Source organism: Pseudomonas sp. AK106, from assembly GCF_053903055.1.
In genome coordinates this window covers 741516-759019 of the sequence record NZ_CP096426.1, presented here as the reverse complement: position 1 = coordinate 759019, position 17504 = coordinate 741516, and the positions used below count along the sequence as shown (strand labels likewise).

11 protein-coding genes are annotated in these 17504 nt (G+C 61.3%); 9 read left to right on the top strand and 2 right to left on the bottom strand.

Features of this window, described 5'->3' with window-relative positions:
* The first annotated feature begins 260 nt into the window (after positions 1–260).
* The 5 genes from M1E04_RS03395 (at position 261) to pgi (ending at position 6015) form a co-directional block, all read left to right on the top strand.
* The gene (locus tag M1E04_RS03395) at positions 261–1658 is read left to right on the top strand and encodes a polynucleotide adenylyltransferase PcnB (RefSeq protein ID WP_065988297.1); all 1398 of its coding nucleotides are present in this window, start codon (positions 261–263) and stop codon (positions 1656–1658) included.
* A gap of 6 nt (positions 1659–1664) precedes the next feature.
* Positions 1665–2147 carry a 2-amino-4-hydroxy-6-hydroxymethyldihydropteridine diphosphokinase gene (folK, locus tag M1E04_RS03390; protein ID WP_369320123.1) on the top strand — a complete coding sequence of 161 codons (483 nt, stop codon included), beginning with the start codon at positions 1665–1667 and terminating at the stop codon, positions 2145–2147.
* Positions 2148–2357: 210 nt separating this feature from the next.
* Entirely contained in the window at positions 2358–3158 is an 801-nt protein-coding gene (gene panB, locus M1E04_RS03385; RefSeq protein WP_065988299.1) for a 3-methyl-2-oxobutanoate hydroxymethyltransferase, read from the top strand.
* Positions 3155–4006 (top strand): pantoate--beta-alanine ligase, encoded by an 852-nt coding sequence (panC, locus tag M1E04_RS03380; RefSeq protein ID WP_456292402.1) that lies wholly within the window; start codon positions 3155–3157, stop codon positions 4004–4006. The genes panB and panC overlap by 4 nt, the downstream gene beginning before the upstream one ends.
* A 344-nt stretch (positions 4007–4350) precedes the next feature.
* Entirely contained in the window at positions 4351–6015 is a 1665-nt protein-coding gene (gene pgi / locus M1E04_RS03375; RefSeq protein WP_065988301.1) for a glucose-6-phosphate isomerase, read from the top strand.
* A gap of 69 nt (positions 6016–6084) precedes the next feature.
* Here pgi and M1E04_RS03370 read toward each other — a convergent pair whose 3' ends face one another.
* Positions 6085–6654, bottom strand: a complete 570-nt coding sequence (locus M1E04_RS03370; RefSeq protein ID WP_065988302.1) for a hypothetical protein — start codon at positions 6652–6654, stop codon at positions 6085–6087.
* Positions 6655–6979: 325 nt separating this feature from the next.
* On the opposite strand from M1E04_RS03370, the gene M1E04_RS03365 reads away from it, so the two are divergent.
* The gene (locus M1E04_RS03365; RefSeq protein WP_456292401.1) at positions 6980–8161 is read left to right on the top strand and encodes an acetyl-CoA C-acetyltransferase; all 1182 of its coding nucleotides are present in this window, start codon (positions 6980–6982) and stop codon (positions 8159–8161) included.
* 1310 nt (positions 8162–9471) lie between these two features.
* Here M1E04_RS03365 and mgtA read toward each other — a convergent pair.
* The gene (mgtA, locus tag M1E04_RS03360) at positions 9472–12207 is read right to left on the bottom strand and encodes a magnesium-translocating P-type ATPase (protein WP_410930672.1); all 2736 of its coding nucleotides are present in this window, start codon (positions 12205–12207) and stop codon (positions 9472–9474) included.
* Positions 12208–12972: 765 nt separating this feature from the next.
* Here mgtA and M1E04_RS03355 point away from each other — a divergent pair.
* The 3 genes from M1E04_RS03355 to M1E04_RS03345 all read left to right on the top strand — a co-directional run bounded on the left by M1E04_RS03355 (position 12973) and on the right by M1E04_RS03345 (position 17375).
* Positions 12973–13989, top strand: coding sequence for a class I SAM-dependent rRNA methyltransferase (locus M1E04_RS03355; RefSeq protein WP_456292400.1), 1017 nt, complete (start codon positions 12973–12975; stop codon positions 13987–13989).
* Between the two features lie 111 nt (positions 13990–14100).
* Positions 14101–17058 carry a DUF748 domain-containing protein gene (locus tag M1E04_RS03350; protein WP_456292399.1) on the top strand — a complete coding sequence of 986 codons (2958 nt, stop codon included), beginning with the start codon at positions 14101–14103 and terminating at the stop codon, positions 17056–17058.
* A gap of 26 nt (positions 17059–17084) precedes the next feature.
* Complete coding sequence (locus M1E04_RS03345; protein WP_456293144.1) at positions 17085–17375, top strand: DUF2845 domain-containing protein; 291 nt, start codon at positions 17085–17087, stop codon at positions 17373–17375.
* Positions 17376–17504 lie beyond the last annotated feature (129 nt).

The following is a 17504-nucleotide window of genomic DNA, read 5'->3' as shown; positions in this document are numbered from 1 at the left end:
ATTGGGCGGTCAACAACAATAAAAAGCCCATCAGACAATAAAAATAAGAGCACGCACTTTGGGGGAGCTTCGGCTCCCCCAGTAGCATCTGCAATAAACCCCGTCCTGCTCGCCCCCCCCCTTGCACCCATTGTGCAGTCCGCCCCCAGGTGCCTATCGAGCTGCCTCCTACACCATCCCTCGACTAAATGCTAGAATCCCCGCCCATCGTGCGGTCACTCTTCGAAATTGGCCGAATATTCCTTCAAACAGTGCCTCCCATGCTGAAGAAGCTGTTCCAGTCATTCCGTTCCCCACTGCGCAAGCCGCAGCAACATGTGCGCACAACGCCTGAAGTGCTCAGCGGTAGCCAGCATTCGTTGCAACGCAATCAATTCAGCCGCTATGCGGTGAATATCGTCGAGCGCCTGCAGACCGCCGGCTACCAGGCCTATCTGGTCGGTGGCTGTGTCCGCGACATGATGCTCGGCATCACGCCCAAGGATTTCGACGTCGCCACCAGTGCCACGCCCGAGCAAATCCGCGCCGAGTTTCGCAACGCCCGTATCATCGGCCGCCGCTTCAAGCTGGTTCATATCCACTTCGGCCGTGAAATCATTGAAGTCGCGACCTTCCGCGCCAATCACCCGATCGATGACGAAGACGAAGACAGCAACCAGTCTTCGCGCAACGAGAGCGGGCGCATTCTGCGTGACAACGTCTACGGCACCCTCGAAGACGACGCCCAGCGCCGGGACTTCACGATCAACGCCCTGTATTACGATCCAGTGACCGAGCGCGTCCTCGATTACGCAAACGGCGTACACGACATCCGCAATCGCCTGATTCGTCTGATCGGCGACCCTCAGCAGCGTTACAAGGAAGACCCGGTGCGCATGCTGCGGGCCGTGCGTTTCGCCGCCAAGCTGGATTTCGGCATCGAGAAGCACAGCGCCACGCCCATTCGCCCGCTGGCGCCGATGCTGCGCGACATCCCGTCTGCGCGTCTGTTTGAAGAAGTACTGAAGCTGTTCCTATCGGGTTATGCCGAGGCGACGTTCGAGATGCTGGTCGATCTCGAACTGTTCGAGCCGCTGTTCCCGGCCAGCTCCAAGGCCCTGGAATACAACCCGACTTACACCCACACGCTGATCAGCGAGGCGTTGGCCAACACCGATCTGCGCATCAAGCAGAACAAACCGGTCACACCGGCGTTCCTGTTCGCAGCCCTACTGTGGCCTGCCCTGCCCGCCCGCGTGCTGCGTCTGCAAGAGCGCGGCATGCCGCCGATCCCGGCCATGCAGGAAGCGGCTCACGAACTGATTACCGAACAGTGCCAGCGGATCGCGATCCCGAAACGCTTCACCATGCCGATCCGCGAGATCTGGGACATGCAGGAACGTCTGCCGCGCCGATCGGGCAAACGCGCCGACCTGCTGCTGGAAAACCCGCGCTTCCGTGCCGGCTACGACTTCCTGTTGCTGCGCGAATCCGCTGGCGAAGAAACCGACGGCCTGGGTGAATGGTGGACCGACTATCAGGACGCCAATGATTCCGGACGCCGCGACATGATTCGTGACCTGGGCAGCAAGCCCGACGCCACCGGCCAGGGTCCGCGCAAACGTCGTCGCAGCAGCAGCGGCAAGCGCAAACGCGCTGGCGTCGACGGGGCGGAATAACACCCGATGATCGAGCGCGTTTACGTCGGCCTGGGGAGCAACCTGGCCGACCCTGCCGAACAGTTGCGCGAAGCGATCAAGGCCATGGGCCTGATACCGCAGAGCAGCCTGGCAGGCGTTTCCTCTTTCTATGTCAGCGACTCGCTGTTGCCGGGTCAGCCGCGCTACACCAATGCGGTGGCTGCGCTCGACACCTCGCTCCCCCCATTGGCGCTGCTCGACGCCTTGCAAGGCATCGAAAACGATCAGGGCCGCGAGCGCCTCGAACGCTGGGGGCCGCGCACGCTGGACCTCGACATCCTGTTGTTCGGCGATCGCCTCATCGATGAGCCGCGACTGAAGGTGCCGCATTACCAGATGCAGGCGCGCGCGTTTGTGCTGTACCCACTGGCCGAGCTGGCACCGGGCATCACCCTCGCTGATGGCCGCGCGCTGAATGATTTGCTTGCCCAGTGCCCGTTCGAAGGCCTGGAACGATCGCCGAGCTGAAGCTGTTCTGCGGGCACGCTCAAACCGGTAACACCCGGAATTGACTTCCCGCCCCCTCCTCACGAAGATAAGCGTCCCAAAGCCGGACGACCGGCCAAAAGGCGCGGATCAGGCCGTTGCAAACATCGCAAAACGACGATGTGCCTGCCTCCCAAGATGAATCACGCGTTGCTCGCCGCAGTATTCACAGCGCCTGAATGAGGACTTTCCATGCCCGATATCACCGTTACGTCCCTGCTGGCTCTGAAGCAAAAAGGTGAAAAAATCACCATGCTGACCTGCTACGACGCGACTTTTGCCCACACCGCCAGCCAGGCCGGTGTGGAAGTGCTGCTGGTCGGCGACTCGCTGGGCATGGTTCTTCAGGGCCACGACAGCACACTGCCTGTCACCACCGCCGAGATGGCGTACCACGTGGCCGGTGTCAAACGCGGCAACCAGGGCGCGCTGATTCTGGTGGATCTGCCGTTCATGTCCTACGCCACTCCTGAGCAGACCTTCGCCAACAGCGCCACGCTGATGCAAGCGGGTGCGCACATGGTCAAGATCGAAGGCGCGGCGTGGCTTGCCGACTCGATCCGGCTGCTGGCCGAGCGCGGCGTTCCCGTCTGTGCACACATGGGCCTGACGCCTCAGGCGGTCAACGTGCTGGGCGGCTATAAAGTGCAGGGTCGGCTGGAGTCGCAGGCGCGGCAGATGCGGGCCGACGCGATTACCCTTGAGCAGGCCGGCGCCGCGATGATTCTGCTGGAATGCGTGCCGAGCGAGCTGGCCCAGGAAATCACCCACGCCGTGAAGATTCCGGTGATCGGGATTGGCGCCGGCAGCGCCACAGACGGTCAGGTGCTGGTGCTTCACGACATGCTCGGCCTGTCGATCACCGGCCGTGTGCCCAAGTTCGTGAAGAATTTCATGGCCGGTCAGCCGGACATCCAGTCGGCGATCGCCGCGTATGTCAGCGCGGTCAAAGACGTCAGCTTCCCCGCTCCAGAACACGGATTCTCGGCATGAACACAGTTAAAACCGTTCGTGAGTTGCGCGCGGTTGTCGCCCGCGCACGCAGCGAAGGCAAACGCATCGCCCTGGTGCCCACCATGGGCAACCTGCACAGCGGCCATATCGCGTTGGTCACCAAAGCCGTTCAACGCGCTGATTTCGTGATCGCCAGCATCTTCGTCAACCCGCTTCAGTTTGGCCCCAACGAAGACCTGGCGTCGTACCCGCGGACCCTGGCCGCCGATCAGGAGCAGTTGCTTCAGGCCGGGTGCCACCTGTTGTTCACACCGACGGTCGATGAAATGTACCCCCATGGCATGGCCGATCAGACCATCGTGCGCGTGCCGGTGGTGTCAGAAGGTCTGTGTGGCGGCAGCCGTCCTGGTCACTTCGACGGCGTTTCGACGGTGGTCAGTAAGCTATTCAACATGGTGCAGCCGGACATCGCGATTTTCGGTCAGAAGGATTTCCAGCAGCTGGCCGTCGTCAACGCACTGGTGCGTGACCTGAACATGCCCATTCAAATCATCGGCGAACCCACCGTGCGTGCCGCCGACGGCCTGGCCCTGTCGTCGCGCAATGGCTACCTGACTGAAGCCCAGCGCGCTGCAGCGCCTGCGTTGTACCGCGTCATCAAACAGATCGGCATGGCGTTGCAGAATGGCGAGCAGGATCACCAGCAGTTGATCGGCGAGGGTGTGAAAGCGCTCGAAGCAGCGGGCTTTCGTACTGATTACCTGGAGATTCGCAACGCGGTCAGCCTGCGCCCTGCGACCCCGGATGATCATGATCTGGTTGTGCTGGGCGCGGCGTTCATGGGCAAGACGCGCCTGATCGACAACCTGCATCTGGTCAAGGAATAACCTGCACACCCGGCTGAAGGACGCGCCCGGTCATGTGTAAAGCAAAAGTCACGTGATCGGATGACCATCTGCGCCTATGCTCACTGCGCAAACCCGTTGTGGAGCGCAGGCCCTGGCCTTCGCAGGGCGCTGGTGATGAACTTAGCCAGACCCGCAATGCCATACCGATACAGTTCGTGTCAGACAAGCAACTCTACTCTGTGAGAAAAAGTACCGAGCAAAGGTAAAGCAAGGCGCAGACATCGGCGTTGCCTGGGACTAGTCTCTGATGCACCCACGAATTCATGTCCAATCCTGCTTTTCAGCGTCCAAAAGGCAGTTCAAGTACAAGGAAACCCGCAGCGATGGCGTACTACCGCACTCCTCATGACGTCACTACCCTGCCCGCCTGGCAGGCGCTCAAAGATCACCGCGAAGCGATGCAGAATTTCAGCATGCGCGAAGCGTTCAACGCCGACCCGAAGCGTTTTGACGAATTCACCCTCAGCAGTGCCGGTCTGTTTCTCGACTACTCGAAGAACCTGATCACCGCCGAGACCCGCCAGTTGCTGGTCAATCTGGCCAACGAAGTCGGCCTGAAAGAAGCCATCAAGGCGCAGTACGACGGCGAGCTGGTCAACGCTTCTGAAGGTCGCCCTGCACTGCACACCGCGCTGCGTCGTCCGGTGGGCGACAAGCTGCTGGTCAACGGCGTCAACGTGATGCCCGAAGTGCACAAGGTGCTGAATCAGATCACTGATCTGGTGGGGCGCATCCACGACGGTCTGTGGCGCGGTTACACCGAAAAGCCAATCACCGACGTGGTCAATATCGGCATCGGCGGCTCGTTCCTCGGTCCTGAGCTGGTGTCGGAAGCGCTGTTGTCCTACGCGCAGAAAGGCGTTCGCTGCCATTACCTGGCGAACATCGACGGCACCGAGCTGCACGAGCTGACCCAGAAGCTGCGCGCCGAAACCACGCTGTTCATCGTTTCGTCCAAGACCTTCACCACCCTCGAAACCCTGAAGAACGCCACCGCTGCCCGCGCCTGGTACCTCGCTCAGGGCGGGTCCGAAGCCGAGCTGTATCGCCACTTCATCGCGGTGTCGAGCAACAACGCCGCGGCGGTTGCGTTCGGGATTCGTGAAGAGAACATCTTCCCGATGTGGGACTGGGTTGGCGGCCGTTACTCGCTGTGGTCGGCCATCGGCCTGCCTATCGCGCTGGCGATCGGGATGTCCAACTTCAAGGAGCTGTTGTCCGGCGCCTACACCATGGATCAGCACTTCCAGAACGCCGAGTTCGAAGAGAACATGCCGGTGCTGCTGGGCTTGCTGGGTATCTGGTATGGCAATTTCTGGGACGCGCAAAGTCACGCGATCCTGCCGTACGACCATTACCTGCGCAACATCACCAAGCACCTGCAACAGCTGGACATGGAATCCAACGGCAAGAGCGTTCGCCAGGACGGCGTGCCGGTCAAAACCGACACAGGCCCGGTCATCTGGGGTGGCGTCGGCGCGAACGGTCAGCATGCATATCACCAGTTGCTGCACCAAGGCACCCAGATGATTCCTGCCGACTTCATCGTGCCGATCGTCAGCTTCAACCCGGTGTCTGACCACCATCAGTGGCTGTACGCCAACTGCCTGTCCCAGAGCCAGGCCTTGATGCAGGGTAAAACCCGCCCCGAAGCCGAAGCCGAACTGCGCGCCAAGGGCGTACCGGAAGAAGAAGTGCAGCGTGTCGCGCCGCACAAGGTCATTCCGGGCAACCGTCCGAGCAATACCATCGTCGTCGAGCGCATCAGCCCGCGCCGCCTGGGCGCACTGGTCGCGATGTACGAGCATAAAGTGTTCGTGCAAAGCGTGGTCTGGGGCACCAACGCCTTCGACCAATGGGGTGTCGAACTGGGCAAGGAGCTGGGCAAAGGCGTTTACAGCCGCCTTGTCGGCACCGACGAAACGGTCGCTGAAGACGCGTCGACCCAGGGCCTGATCAACTACTTCCGCGGTCGTCACCGCGGCTGATCTGCCGTCCTGTTACACCCTCGAAACCCGCTCCTTCGCAAGAGGCAGCGGGTTTTGTGCGTCCGGGTTTCAGTCTTGCAGTTCCGGTAGCGCTGTCGGGTCGAGCTGGATGGTGTGCTGCCGTGGATTGCGCTCACAAAGAAACAAGTCGTCTCGGGGACCGTCCTTGGGACCGACGTGACGCAGGTGCATCAACGAACCACACCAGGGACATTGCGCGGTCAGCCGATTGACCCGCAGGCGACCGCTCTGGCTCATTTCAAGGAAGTGCCGCGAGCCGAAGCAGTGATCGAATTTTCGCCGCCGCAATACCGCCGACATCACCACGGCCATGACCGCAACGATGAATGAAAACATGAACAATGTGGACCATGTGCTATGCCAGCCCAGCCCCGGCTGGAATAGGGTGAAGTACAGACCGATCAGGCTGGCCAGACCGGCGATGTAACCGAACACCGACACATTCCGGCTGTCGAGGCTGCGCCCGCCGAACGTCGGGTGACGCTCGATGTGCAGTTGTTCGGGAGTGAAGGTCGTGCGCTCACCGTTGTTGATATTCACATCGGCGCCACGAAAATCGCCGACGCCGACGTTCAGGCTGTTGTCGCCGCTTTGACTGCCATGGTTATCGTTGGACAAAAGGAGGCTCCTGAAGCATGACCGCTGGAATGGCCGGCGATTGTCCATGCATTCACTTTCAACAAAAATCAGCCGCTTCTCGGGTTTGCGTCAGAACCTGCGACACTTCTTGTCGTATGTTTCCGTAAGAAAAGTCCGCAGGCCGGCCACAGGATCGACCGGAAGCTTTGGAAGGCCGTGACTGCAAAATCCGGGCGACAAAGGGCTTAAATTATCATCGTCATTCATGCAACCATGCTCTCCCTTGATCCGGCTGCCCCGCTGTTTTCTTCACCTTTTCAAGCCCGGGCTCGCGCCGCGTCGCACACCATTGAGGATTCGCACCATGCAAGACGTCGTAATCGTTGCCGCTACCCGCACGGCTGTGGGCAGTTTCCAGGGTTCGCTGGCGAATGTCCCCGCAGTGGATCTCGGCGCTGCCGTCATCCGCCAACTGCTGGAGCAGACCGGTCTGGACGGCGCGCAGGTCGATGAGGTGATCATGGGTCAGGTGCTGACGGCGGGCGCCGGACAGAATCCTGCACGTCAGGCCGCGATCAAGGCGGGCTTGCCGTTCACGGTGCCGGCCATGACGCTGAACAAGGTCTGTGGCTCGGGCCTGAAGGCGCTGCATCTGGGGGCGCAGGCGATTCGCTGCGGCGACGCGGAAGTGATCATCGCCGGCGGCCAGGAAAACATGAGCCTGTCCAACTATGTGATGCCGGGCGCGCGAACCGGTCTGCGCATGGGCCACGCGACGATGGTCGACACGATGATCAGCGATGGCCTGTGGGATGCGTTCAACGATTACCACATGGGCATCACGGCCGAGAACCTGGCCGATCAATACGACATCAGCCGTGAGGCGCAAGATGCGTTTGCTGCGGCGTCCCAACAGAAAGCAACTGCCGCCATTGAAGCCGGGCGCTTCGTGGATGAGATCACCCCGATCCTGATTCCTCAGCGCAAGGGCGATCCGCTGTCTTTCAGCACCGACGAGCAGCCTCGTGCGGCGACCACTGTCGAATTACTGGGGAAGCTCAAGCCCGCGTTCAAAAAGGACGGCTCGGTCACGGCAGGCAATGCCTCGTCGCTGAATGACGGCGCGGCAGCGGTCATCCTGATGAGTGCCCGAAAAGCAGAAGAACTGGGCTTGCCGGTGCTGGCGCGGATTGCCGCTTACGCGAACGCCGGCGTCGATCCGGCGATCATGGGCATCGGCCCGGTGAGCGCAACCCGCCGCTGCCTGGACAAGGCGGGTTGGTCGCTGGAGGAGCTCGATCTGATCGAAGCCAACGAAGCCTTCGCGGCGCAGTCTTTGTCGGTTGGCAAGGAATTGGGCTGGGACATGAACAAGGTCAACGTCAACGGCGGCGCCATCGCCATCGGCCACCCGATCGGCGCGTCGGGCTGCCGCGTGCTGGTGACGCTGCTGCACGAAATGATCAAGCGCGACGCGAAGAAAGGCCTGGCGACGCTGTGCATTGGCGGCGGACAAGGCGTGGCGCTGGCGTTGGCGCGGTCTTAACAATCTGGGCAGTACGTGCGTAGGACCGGCTTCAGCCGGGAAGAGGCCGGTGTGAACGCCCTCAATTTTGCGGTGTGACGACTGACGCATTCCCGGCTAAAGCCGGTCCCACAAAAAGCACGCGCTCGGTCAGTAGGACCGGCTTCAGCCGGGAAGAGGCCGGTGTGAATGCCCTCAATTTTGCGGTGTGACGTCTGACGCATTCCCGGCTAAAGCCAGTCCCACTAAGAGAACGCGGTCAGTCAGTAGGACCGGCTTCAGCCGGGAAGAGACCGGTGTGAACGCCCTCAATTTTGCGGTGTGACGACTGACGCATTCCCGGCTAAAGCCGGTCCCACAAAAAGCACGCGCTCGGTCAGTAGGACCGGCTTCAGCCGGGAAGAGGCCGGTGTGAATACCCGCAGTTTTGCGGTGTGACGACTGACGCATTCCCGGCTAAAGCCAGTCCCAGAAAAAGCACGCGCTCGGTCAGTAGGACCGGCTTCAGCCGGGAAGAGGCCGGTGTGAACGCCCGCAGTTTTGCGGTGTGACGCCTGACGCCTTCCCGGCTAAAGCCAGTCCCACCAATAGAACGCGCTCGTTCAGTAGGGCCGGCTTCAGCCGGGAAGAGGCCGGTGTGAATACCTGCAGTTTTGCGGTGTGACGACTGACGCATTCCCGGCTAAAGCCAGTCCTACTAAACGCACGCGGTCAGTCAGTGGGACCGGCTTCAGCCGGGAAGAGGCCGGTGTGAACCCCCTCAGTTTGCGGTGTGACGCCTGCCCCATTCCCGGCTAAAGCCAGTCCCACTCAACGCACGCGCTCGGTCAGTAGGACGGGCTTCAGCCGGGAAGAGACCGGTGTGAACGCCCTCAATTTTGCGGTGTGACGACTGACGCATTCCCGGCTAAAGCCGGTCCCACAAAAAGCACGCGCTCGGTCAGTAGGACCGGCTTCAGCCGGGAAGAGGCCGGTGTGAATACCCGCAGTTTTGCGGTGTGACGACTGACGCATTCCCGGCTAAAGCCAGTCCCAGAAAAAGCACGCGCTCGGTCAGTAGGACCGGCTTCAGCCGGGAAGAGGCCGGTGTGAACGCCCGCAGTTTTGCGGTGTGACGCCTGACGCCTTCCCGGCTAAAGCCAGCCCCACTAAGAGAACGCGCTCAGTCAGTAGGACCGGCTTCAGCCGGGAAGAGGCCGGTGCGGACACCCTCACTGTTGCGGTGCAGCGAATGACGCCTTCCCGGCTGAAGCCGGTCCTACCGTGGGGGTCGACGCCAGTCTCCCGCTGCATACACGCGGTCAGTCAGTGGGGCCTGCGTCACATGCAAATCACTGCCAGCCAAACTTGCGTACGTAGAACCCCTTCACCGCCTGGGTCAGCGCCACGTAGGCGATCAGGATCAGCGGCAGGATGGCGAAGTACAGCGGTGGCAGCGCTTGCAGTTTGAAGTAGTGCGCCAGCGGGCCCATCGGCAGGAAGATGCCCACGGCCATGATGACACCGGTCATCACCATCAACGGCATCGCCGCACGGCTTTGCAGGAACGGGATTTTCGGTGTGCGGATCATGTGCACGATCAACGTTTGCGTCAGCAGGCCCACGACAAACCAGCCCGACTGAAACAGGGTCTGATGCTCAGGCGTGTTGGCGCCGAACACGTACCACATGACCGCGAACGTGGTGATGTCGAAGATCGAGCTGATCGGCCCGAAAAACAGCATGAAGCGTCCAACATCCGCAGGCTGCCAGCGCTGGGGTTTTTTCAGCAGTTCCTCATCGACGTTATCGAACGGGATGGCGATCTGGGAAATGTCGTACAGCAGGTTCTGCACCAGCAGGTGCATCGGCAGCATCGGTAGAAACGGGATGAACGCACTGGCGACCAGCACCGAGAACACGTTGCCGAAGTTGGAACTGGCCGTCATTTTGATGTACTTGAGCATGTTGGCGAAGGTCCGGCGCCCTTCCAGCACGCCCTCCTCCAGCACCATCAGGCTCTTCTCCAGCAGAATGATGTCCGCCGCTTCCTTGGCGATGTCCACCGCGGTGTCCACGGAAATACCGATGTCGGCGGTGCGCAGCGCAGGCGCGTCGTTGATGCCGTCGCCCATGAAACCCACCACGTGCCCGTTGGCCTTGAGCAGCCGCACGATGCGCTCCTTGTGGGAAGGCGTCAGCTTGGCGAACACGTTGGTGGTCTCGACCGCGACCGCCAGTTCGGCATCGCTCATCCGCTCGATATCACCCCCCATCAGCAGGCCCTGACGCTCCAGCCCGACTTCGCGGCAGATCTTCGCGGTGACGCGTTCGTTGTCGCCGGTCAGCACTTTCACCGCCACGCCATGCTCGGCCAACGCTTTAAGCGCCGGCGCCGTGCTTTCCTTCGGCGGATCGAGAAACGCCACATAACCGATCAGGGTCAGGTCGCTCTCGTCAGCCAGGCCGTAGGTGTCGCGGCCTGCCTCCATAGGACGCGCCGCCACCGCCACAACGCGCAGACCTTCTTCGTTGAACGCGGCGGTGACGCTCAGAATGCGCTCGAGCAGCTCAGGCGTCAGCGCTTCTTCGGCATCGCCATGACGTACGCGGTTGCACACGCTCAGCACTTCTTCCAGCGCGCCTTTGCAGATCAGCAGATGCGGCTCGTGCTGCTGTTGCACCACCACCGACATGCGCCGGCGATTGAAGTCGAACGGGACCTCATCAACCTTGCTGAACGCGGTGCCGACTTGCAGCTCGCGGTGAATCTCGACGTGCTCCAGCACCGCGACGTCCAGCAGGTTTTTCAGGCCGGTCTGGTAGTAGCTGTTGAGGTAGGCCATTTCCAGAACGTCGTCGGACTCATCGCCCCATACGTCGACATGGCGTGCGAGAAAAATCTTGTCCTGGGTCAGCGTGCCGGTCTTGTCGGTGCACAGCACGTCCATGGCGCCGAAGTTCTGGATCGCGTCGAGACGTTTGACGATGACTTTTTTGCGCGACAGAAACACCGCGCCCTTGGCCAGCGTCGAGGTGACGATCATCGGCAGCATTTCCGGGGTCAGGCCGACCGCGATGGACAGCGCGAACAGCAACGCTTCCATCCAGTCGCCCTTGGTGAAGCCATTGATGAACAACACCAGCGGCGCCATCACGAACATGAAGCGGATCAGCAGCCAGCTGACTTTATTGACCCCGGCCTGAAACGAGGTCGGCGCACGATCGGTGGCGCTGACCCGTTGCGCCAGCGCGCCGAAATAGGTGTGGTTGCCGGTGGCCAGGATGACACCCGTCGCCGCGCCGGACACCACGTTGGTGCCCATGAACAGAATGTTTTCCAGGTCCAGCGGGTTGCCCGTATCGACGCCCTGACGCCGCGCGAATTTCTCCACCGGCATGGATTCGCCGGTCATCGCGGCTTGGCTGACGAACAGGTCCTTGGCGCTGAGCACGCGGCAGTCCGCAGGGATCATGTCGCCGGCAGACAGCACGATGAGGTCGCCCGGTACCAGTTGCTTGATCGGCAGCTCAATGCGTTTTTGCTTTGCGTTATCGGCAGCGTCGAACGAGCTGTCGGCGCGGCGCATTACCGTCGCGGTGTTGCTGACCATTGCCTTGAGCGCGTCGGCGGCCTGATTGGAACGCGCCTCCTGCCAGAAACGCAGCAGCGTGGAGAGCACGACCATGGAGAAAATCACCGTGGCGGCTTTCATGTCTTCGGTCAGCCACGAGATGAACGCCAGCAGGGTCAGCAGCAGGTTGAACGGATTTCGATAGCAGTGCCACAAATGCACCCACCATGGCAGCGGCTGTTCGTGCTCGACTTCGTTGAGGCCGTGTTGCTCGCGCAGTTCGTGCGCTTCGGTTTCGGTGAGACCGTCGGCGTGGCTGCTCAGGCGTGCGAGCAATTCAGGCACATCGCTGCTGGCGCCGCGGGTCAGGGTCTGCGCGAGGGTGGGCGGCACTTCGCGGCTGACGGTGGCGTCGGTCACGCTGTCGAGCGTCGCCAGCCGACGGAAGTGCCGGCCGAGTTTGCGGGTGCGGACGAAGTCTGCGAGGAATTCTTTCAGGAGGGTGTACTTCATGGTTGTGTCCCCTGGACTGAAGGCTGCTGGAGCTGAAAGCACAGGAACCTTGAGCGGGTACGGCACGCCTCAGGCGGCGCGCTCGTTCATGAGCAGGCACCGCAGGCTGGCCCGCGCAGCAAAAGCCACGCGCGTCCGATGCGCAGACGAACGACAGACGCGTCGGTCATCACGCAGGATTGGGCGTCAGGGAAAGGACAGGGAAGCGGGCTCTGAGCAGAGTCCGCGGGCCACCGCCGCTTCTCACGTTGTCGGCGAGATAGCGGCAGTGAAAAGACTGCGCGTTATCGTGCCGAGGATTGGCCGGTCGTTATCACCGGCTGACGTCTGTCACTCGAACAAGTACCCACTGTGGGTCTCCGCATTGGTTGAAAACGGGCGAAGCATACGCCCGGGTTGTATGAGAGTAAATCGCCAGCATGGAGGGTGTGGGGGTTAATGCGGATGTCTTCAGGGGAGGTTCAGGAACCGGGGGATGACGCCCCTTGTAGGAGTGAGCTTGCTCGCACATGCGTCATATCTGAGACCCAAAGGTTGAACTGATTCACCTCAGTTTCTGTAGGAGTGAGCTTGCTCGCGATGGCGTTATGTCTGCGAAGAGGATGTCGTCTGACACGCCGCTATCGCGAGCAAGCTCACTCCTACAGTGGTTTGCGGCGAGGGCAGTGCGAAAGTCCGTAGAAGCTTGCTGGCGAACAGGCGGCAACACCGGCATTGGCCTTGCTGATAAACTCGCACGCCCTCATTCCTGCCCCAAGGCCGAGCATGTCCTCGTTGAATCAGGCGCTCAGCGTCGCCCTCGATAATCGTCAATCCCTGCTGGCGGAACTGCACGCCCAAGGCACCGATTGTTATCGCCTGTTCCACGGCAGTCAGGAAGGCGCGAGCGGGCTGACCGTCGATCGTTACGGCCCGCAATTGCTGGTGCAGAGTTTCCACAACAGCCTGGATCTCGACTCGCTGCTGGCGCTGCAGGCCACCGTCAATGGGCGGCTGGGCCTGGAACTGATGCTGGTTTATAACGACCGCTCCCAGGGCAACTCGCGGGTCGACCGGTCAGACCCGATCTACAAAGCCGACGACGCTGCGCTGGCCGATCTGGTCGGCCATGAGTGGGGCCTGAATTACCGGGTGCGCGGTCGTCATGCCGGGCAGGATCCACTGCTGTTTCTAGACCTGCGCAACGCCCGCGGCTGGGTCAAGCAACATGCCGCCGGCAAGAGCGTGCTCAATCTGTTCGCCTACACCTGCGGCGTCGGCCTGAGCGCAGCGGCGGGTGGCGCGCGCGAGGTGTGCAACCTGGATTTCGCCGAGGGCAATCTGGCCGTCGGGCGCGAGAACGGCCTGCTCAATCCGCAGCTGCCGGCCATGCAGTTCGTCCAGTCCGATTACTTCCCGGCCATTCGCCAATTGGCCGGACTGCCCATCGCTTCCCGTCGCGGCCACAAGCTGCCGAGTTACGTGCGCCTCGAGCAACGCCGATATGATCTGGTCTTGCTGGATCCGCCGGCCTGGGCCAAGAGCGCGTTCGGCACCGTCGATCTGCTGCGTGATTACCAGAGCCTGCTCAAACCCGCGCTGCTGACCACCGCCGAAGACGGCGTGCTGATCTGCTGCAACAACCTGGCGAAGGTCAGCCTCGACGATTGGCGCGAGCAGGTGGTGCGTTGCGCCAGCAAAATCGGCCGGCCCGTGCGCGACTGCCAGGTGCTGACCCCGGGCGCCGACTTTCCGTCACAGGACCAACAGCCCCCGCTCAAGACATTGATCTTGCAGCTGTGATGCTCAAACAGGCCTAAGGAAATTTCCCACAAGGATTGAAGCGACTGGATTCGGAACCAGATTGGCGTGCCATACTCCAAGGACCTCCCATCGAGAGAGTCGGCGACCTACATGCCCAAAGGATTGAAACGCGCCATCGGCGCCCTGCTGGCCGTCTTCGCCATTTACAGCGTGCTGGGGTTTCTGATCCTGCCCGGCGTTGCATTGCGAATCATCAATCAACAGCTGGCCAATTACGCCACGGTGCCGGCCAGGCTGGACCGTCTCGAACTCAATCCCTACAGCCTGGAAGTCACCCTCTGGGGCCTGAACATCGGGGCGCCGGGCAAGGAGCAAATCGGTTTCGCGCGGCTTTACGCGAACCTGCAAATCGACAGCCTCTGGACCAAAGCCCTGCACCTCAAGGCCGTCGAGCTCGATAAACCCAAGACCGAGTTGCTGTTCGCCAAAGACGGCACGCTCAATCTGGCCGGGCTGTTCAAGCTGCCGGCCAGCGAACCTGCTAAACCTGACGAACCCCCGAGCAAACCGTTCCCGCTGCGCATCGGCGAGATCAAGCTGGCCGACGGCTACGTGCATTTCCAGGACATGCGCCCCAGCGAGCCCATCGAGTTTCTCTACGACGCGCTGAATTTCGAGCTGAAAAACCTCAGCACGCTGCCGGAAGACAACGCCGACATGACCCTGGTCGCCGCGGGGCCTAACGGCGGTCAGATCGACTGGGTCGGGCGTATCAGCCTTGTGCCCCTCTCGTCCGAAGGCACGCTAAAAGTCACCGACGGCAAGATGGAAGTCTGGTGGCCCTACGTGCGCGACGCGCTGCCGCTGGTCCTCAAAGACGGCGTCCTCAATTTCAACACCCATTACACACTCAGTCTGGCGAAGGAAACCGAGCTGCTGCTGGACAAGACATCCCTGAGTGTTGCGCCCTTCGCCATCGATGCCCCGGACGGCAGACCGCTGGCGCGCCTGAAAAAACTGAGCGTGAGCGACACGTCAATCGATCTGGCCAAGCAGTTGGTGTCGGTCGGCAAGATTCGCAGCGAAGGCCTGGAAACCTGGGCGACGCGGGAGTCTGACGGCGAGCTGGACTGGCAGAAGCTGTTCGCCAGCCAGCCGTCCAAAGCACAAGCCAAGAAAGTCGAGGCTGAAAAACAGCAGCCCGCGACCGCCACCGGCGCAGAAACCACGGCCAGCGCAAAAACGGCGGCGCCAAGCAAACCTTGGCAGGTGTTGCTGCGGGATACGCAGCTGCGCGACTACCGGATTCATCTTGCCGACAAGGTCCCGAAAGAGCCTGTGGCGATTGATGTCGGCCCGCTGAACCTGGACCTGACCGGCTTCGACAGCCTCAACAAGTCACCCTTCAAGCTCAAGCTCGACACTGGTGTGGGCAAGCAAGGCAAGCTGACCGCCGAGGGCGAGGTGAATCTTGCGCCGGTTCGCGCCAATCTCAATGTCACTACGCGCGACATCGACCTGCGAGTCGCGCAGTCCTACGTCACGCCGTTCATTCGCCTGGAAGTGCGCAGCGGCATGCTCAACAGCGATCTGGCCGTGGACCTGAAAAGCACCGAGCCCTTTGCGCTGCGCATCACCGGCAAGGCGCAGGTTGACCAGTTGCATACCCTCGACACCCTCAAGTCGCGGGACTTCGTGAAGTGGCAGCGGTTGAACGTCGACGGGCTGAATTTCCAGCTGGGCGATAGCCTGACCATCGCTTCGATTAATGTCGACCAGCCGTATGCGCGCTTCGTGATCGCTGACGATCGCTCGACCAACATTGACGACCTGCTGATTCCGCAGCCTGCAGATAAGGCGCCTGCCGCGCCGAAAGCCAAAGCCGCCAGCAGCGAAAAGCCGATGGGCATTCGCATTGGCGAGGTGAACATCACCAACGGCTCGGCCAACTTCGCCGACTTTAGCCTGACGCCGAACTTCGCCACGGCCGTTCAGCAACTCAACGGCAAAATCGGCACGCTGGATAACCGCCAGGACAAACCCGCGACGGTGAATATCAACGGTAAGGTTGATCGCTATGCGCCGGTGACCATCAAGGGCGCGCTGAACCCGTTCAACCCGATGGCGAGTCTGGACATCGCGACCAGCTTCAAGCGCGTGGAGCTGACCACGTTGACGCCCTACTCCGGCAAATTCGCCGGTTATCGCATTCGCAAGGGGCGTCTGAATCTGGATCTCCACTACCTGATTACCAAGGGCCAGCTCAAGGCTGAGAACAAGGTGGTGGTCGAGCAGCTGCAATTGGGTGAGAAGGTGGACAGCCCGGACGCGGTGAATCTGCCGCTGAAACTGGCGATTGCCCTGCTCAAGGATACCGATGGCAAGATTTCCATCGAGTTGCCGGTAACGGGCGATCTCAACAATCCGCAGTTCAGCGTGATGCCGATCGTCTGGCAGACCCTGCGCAATCTGGTGGTGAAGGCAGCGGCGGCGCCGTTCAAATTCATCGGTGGATTGATCAGCGGCGGTGGCGGATCGGAGGACCTGGGCACGGTGTCCTTCGCGCCAGGGGCTGAGGAGCTGAGCCCTGAGGCGATGGCTTCGCTGGACAAGCTGGCGGCAGCCTTGAAAGCCCGGCCAGCGTTGCGTCTTGAGATTGAAGGCACCAGCGCTGAAGCCAGCGACGGCCCGTTGATTGCCCAGCAACGACTGGAGCGTGAATACCAGAGCACGTACTACAAGATTCTCCAGCGCCGAGGCGACAAGGTGCCTGCGCAGCCGAGTGATCTGACGGTACCTGCGGATGAGAAGGCGCCGATGCTTGACGGTATTTATCGCACGCGCCTGAAACAGCAGCCGCCGGCCGAGTGGGTGAATCTGGGCAAGGAAGAGCGTCAGAACAAGCTGCGCGAGGCGGTGCTCAAATCCTGGAGTTCGAGCGCGCTGCTGCTGCGTCAGCTCGGCCAGGCGCGGGCCGGAAGCATCAAGGACTACCTGGTCGACAAGGGCCAACTGGCAGACGAGCGGGTGTATTTCATCGACACCACCCTTGGCAAGCCAGAAAAAGACGGCCGCGTCATCAGCCCCCTGCACCTCGACAGCGAGTAATGATTTTGAAGAATGCGATAACGAGGATGGCGGTGATGCTCGGTATGACGGCGCTGCTTGGCATTGCCCAGGCAGACACATTGCGCTGTGGCAGCCAGCTGATCAGCGTCGGCGACCGGATGTTTGAAGTGCAGCAGAAATGCGGCCAGCCGGTCAGCCAGGACATCATCGGCTATAAGGAAACCGTCAATCACTACCGCCAGGTGGATCAGGTGCAAGTCCAGGAATGGATCTACGGCCCGAGCAACGGGATGTACCAGTATTTGCGGTTCGAAGGCGGGCGATTGGTGAGGATCGATAGCAAACGCGGAAGGTGATGGCTGCGGAAGATTTATTGTAGGACCGGCTTTAGCCGGGAAGAGGCCAGTATGAACACCACACATCTGCGGTGTGACACCCGACGCTTTCCCGGCTAAAGCCGGTGCTACAAAGGTGAGCCTGCCGCA

What these genes read in the sequence shown, in the direction of transcription:
- M1E04_RS03395 (WP_065988297.1), top strand. Translation starts at nt 261, where the DNA reads ATGCTGAAGAAGCTGTTCCAGTCATTCCGTTCCCCACTGCGCAAGCCG.
- folK (WP_369320123.1), top strand. Translation starts at nt 1,665, where the DNA reads ATGATCGAGCGCGTTTACGTCGGCCTGGGGAGCAACCTGGCCGACCCT.
- panB (WP_065988299.1), top strand. Translation starts at nt 2,358, where the DNA reads ATGCCCGATATCACCGTTACGTCCCTGCTGGCTCTGAAGCAAAAAGGT.
- panC (WP_456292402.1), top strand. Translation starts at nt 3,155, where the DNA reads ATGAACACAGTTAAAACCGTTCGTGAGTTGCGCGCGGTTGTCGCCCGC.
- pgi (WP_065988301.1), top strand. Translation starts at nt 4,351, where the DNA reads ATGGCGTACTACCGCACTCCTCATGACGTCACTACCCTGCCCGCCTGG.
- M1E04_RS03365 (WP_456292401.1), top strand. Translation starts at nt 6,980, where the DNA reads ATGCAAGACGTCGTAATCGTTGCCGCTACCCGCACGGCTGTGGGCAGT.
- mgtA (WP_410930672.1), bottom strand. Translation starts at nt 12,207, where the DNA reads ATGAAGTACACCCTCCTGAAAGAATTCCTCGCAGACTTCGTCCGCACC.
- M1E04_RS03355 (WP_456292400.1), top strand. Translation starts at nt 12,973, where the DNA reads ATGTCCTCGTTGAATCAGGCGCTCAGCGTCGCCCTCGATAATCGTCAA.
- M1E04_RS03350 (WP_456292399.1), top strand. Translation starts at nt 14,101, where the DNA reads ATGCCCAAAGGATTGAAACGCGCCATCGGCGCCCTGCTGGCCGTCTTC.
- M1E04_RS03345 (WP_456293144.1), top strand. Translation starts at nt 17,085, where the DNA reads ATGGCGGTGATGCTCGGTATGACGGCGCTGCTTGGCATTGCCCAGGCA.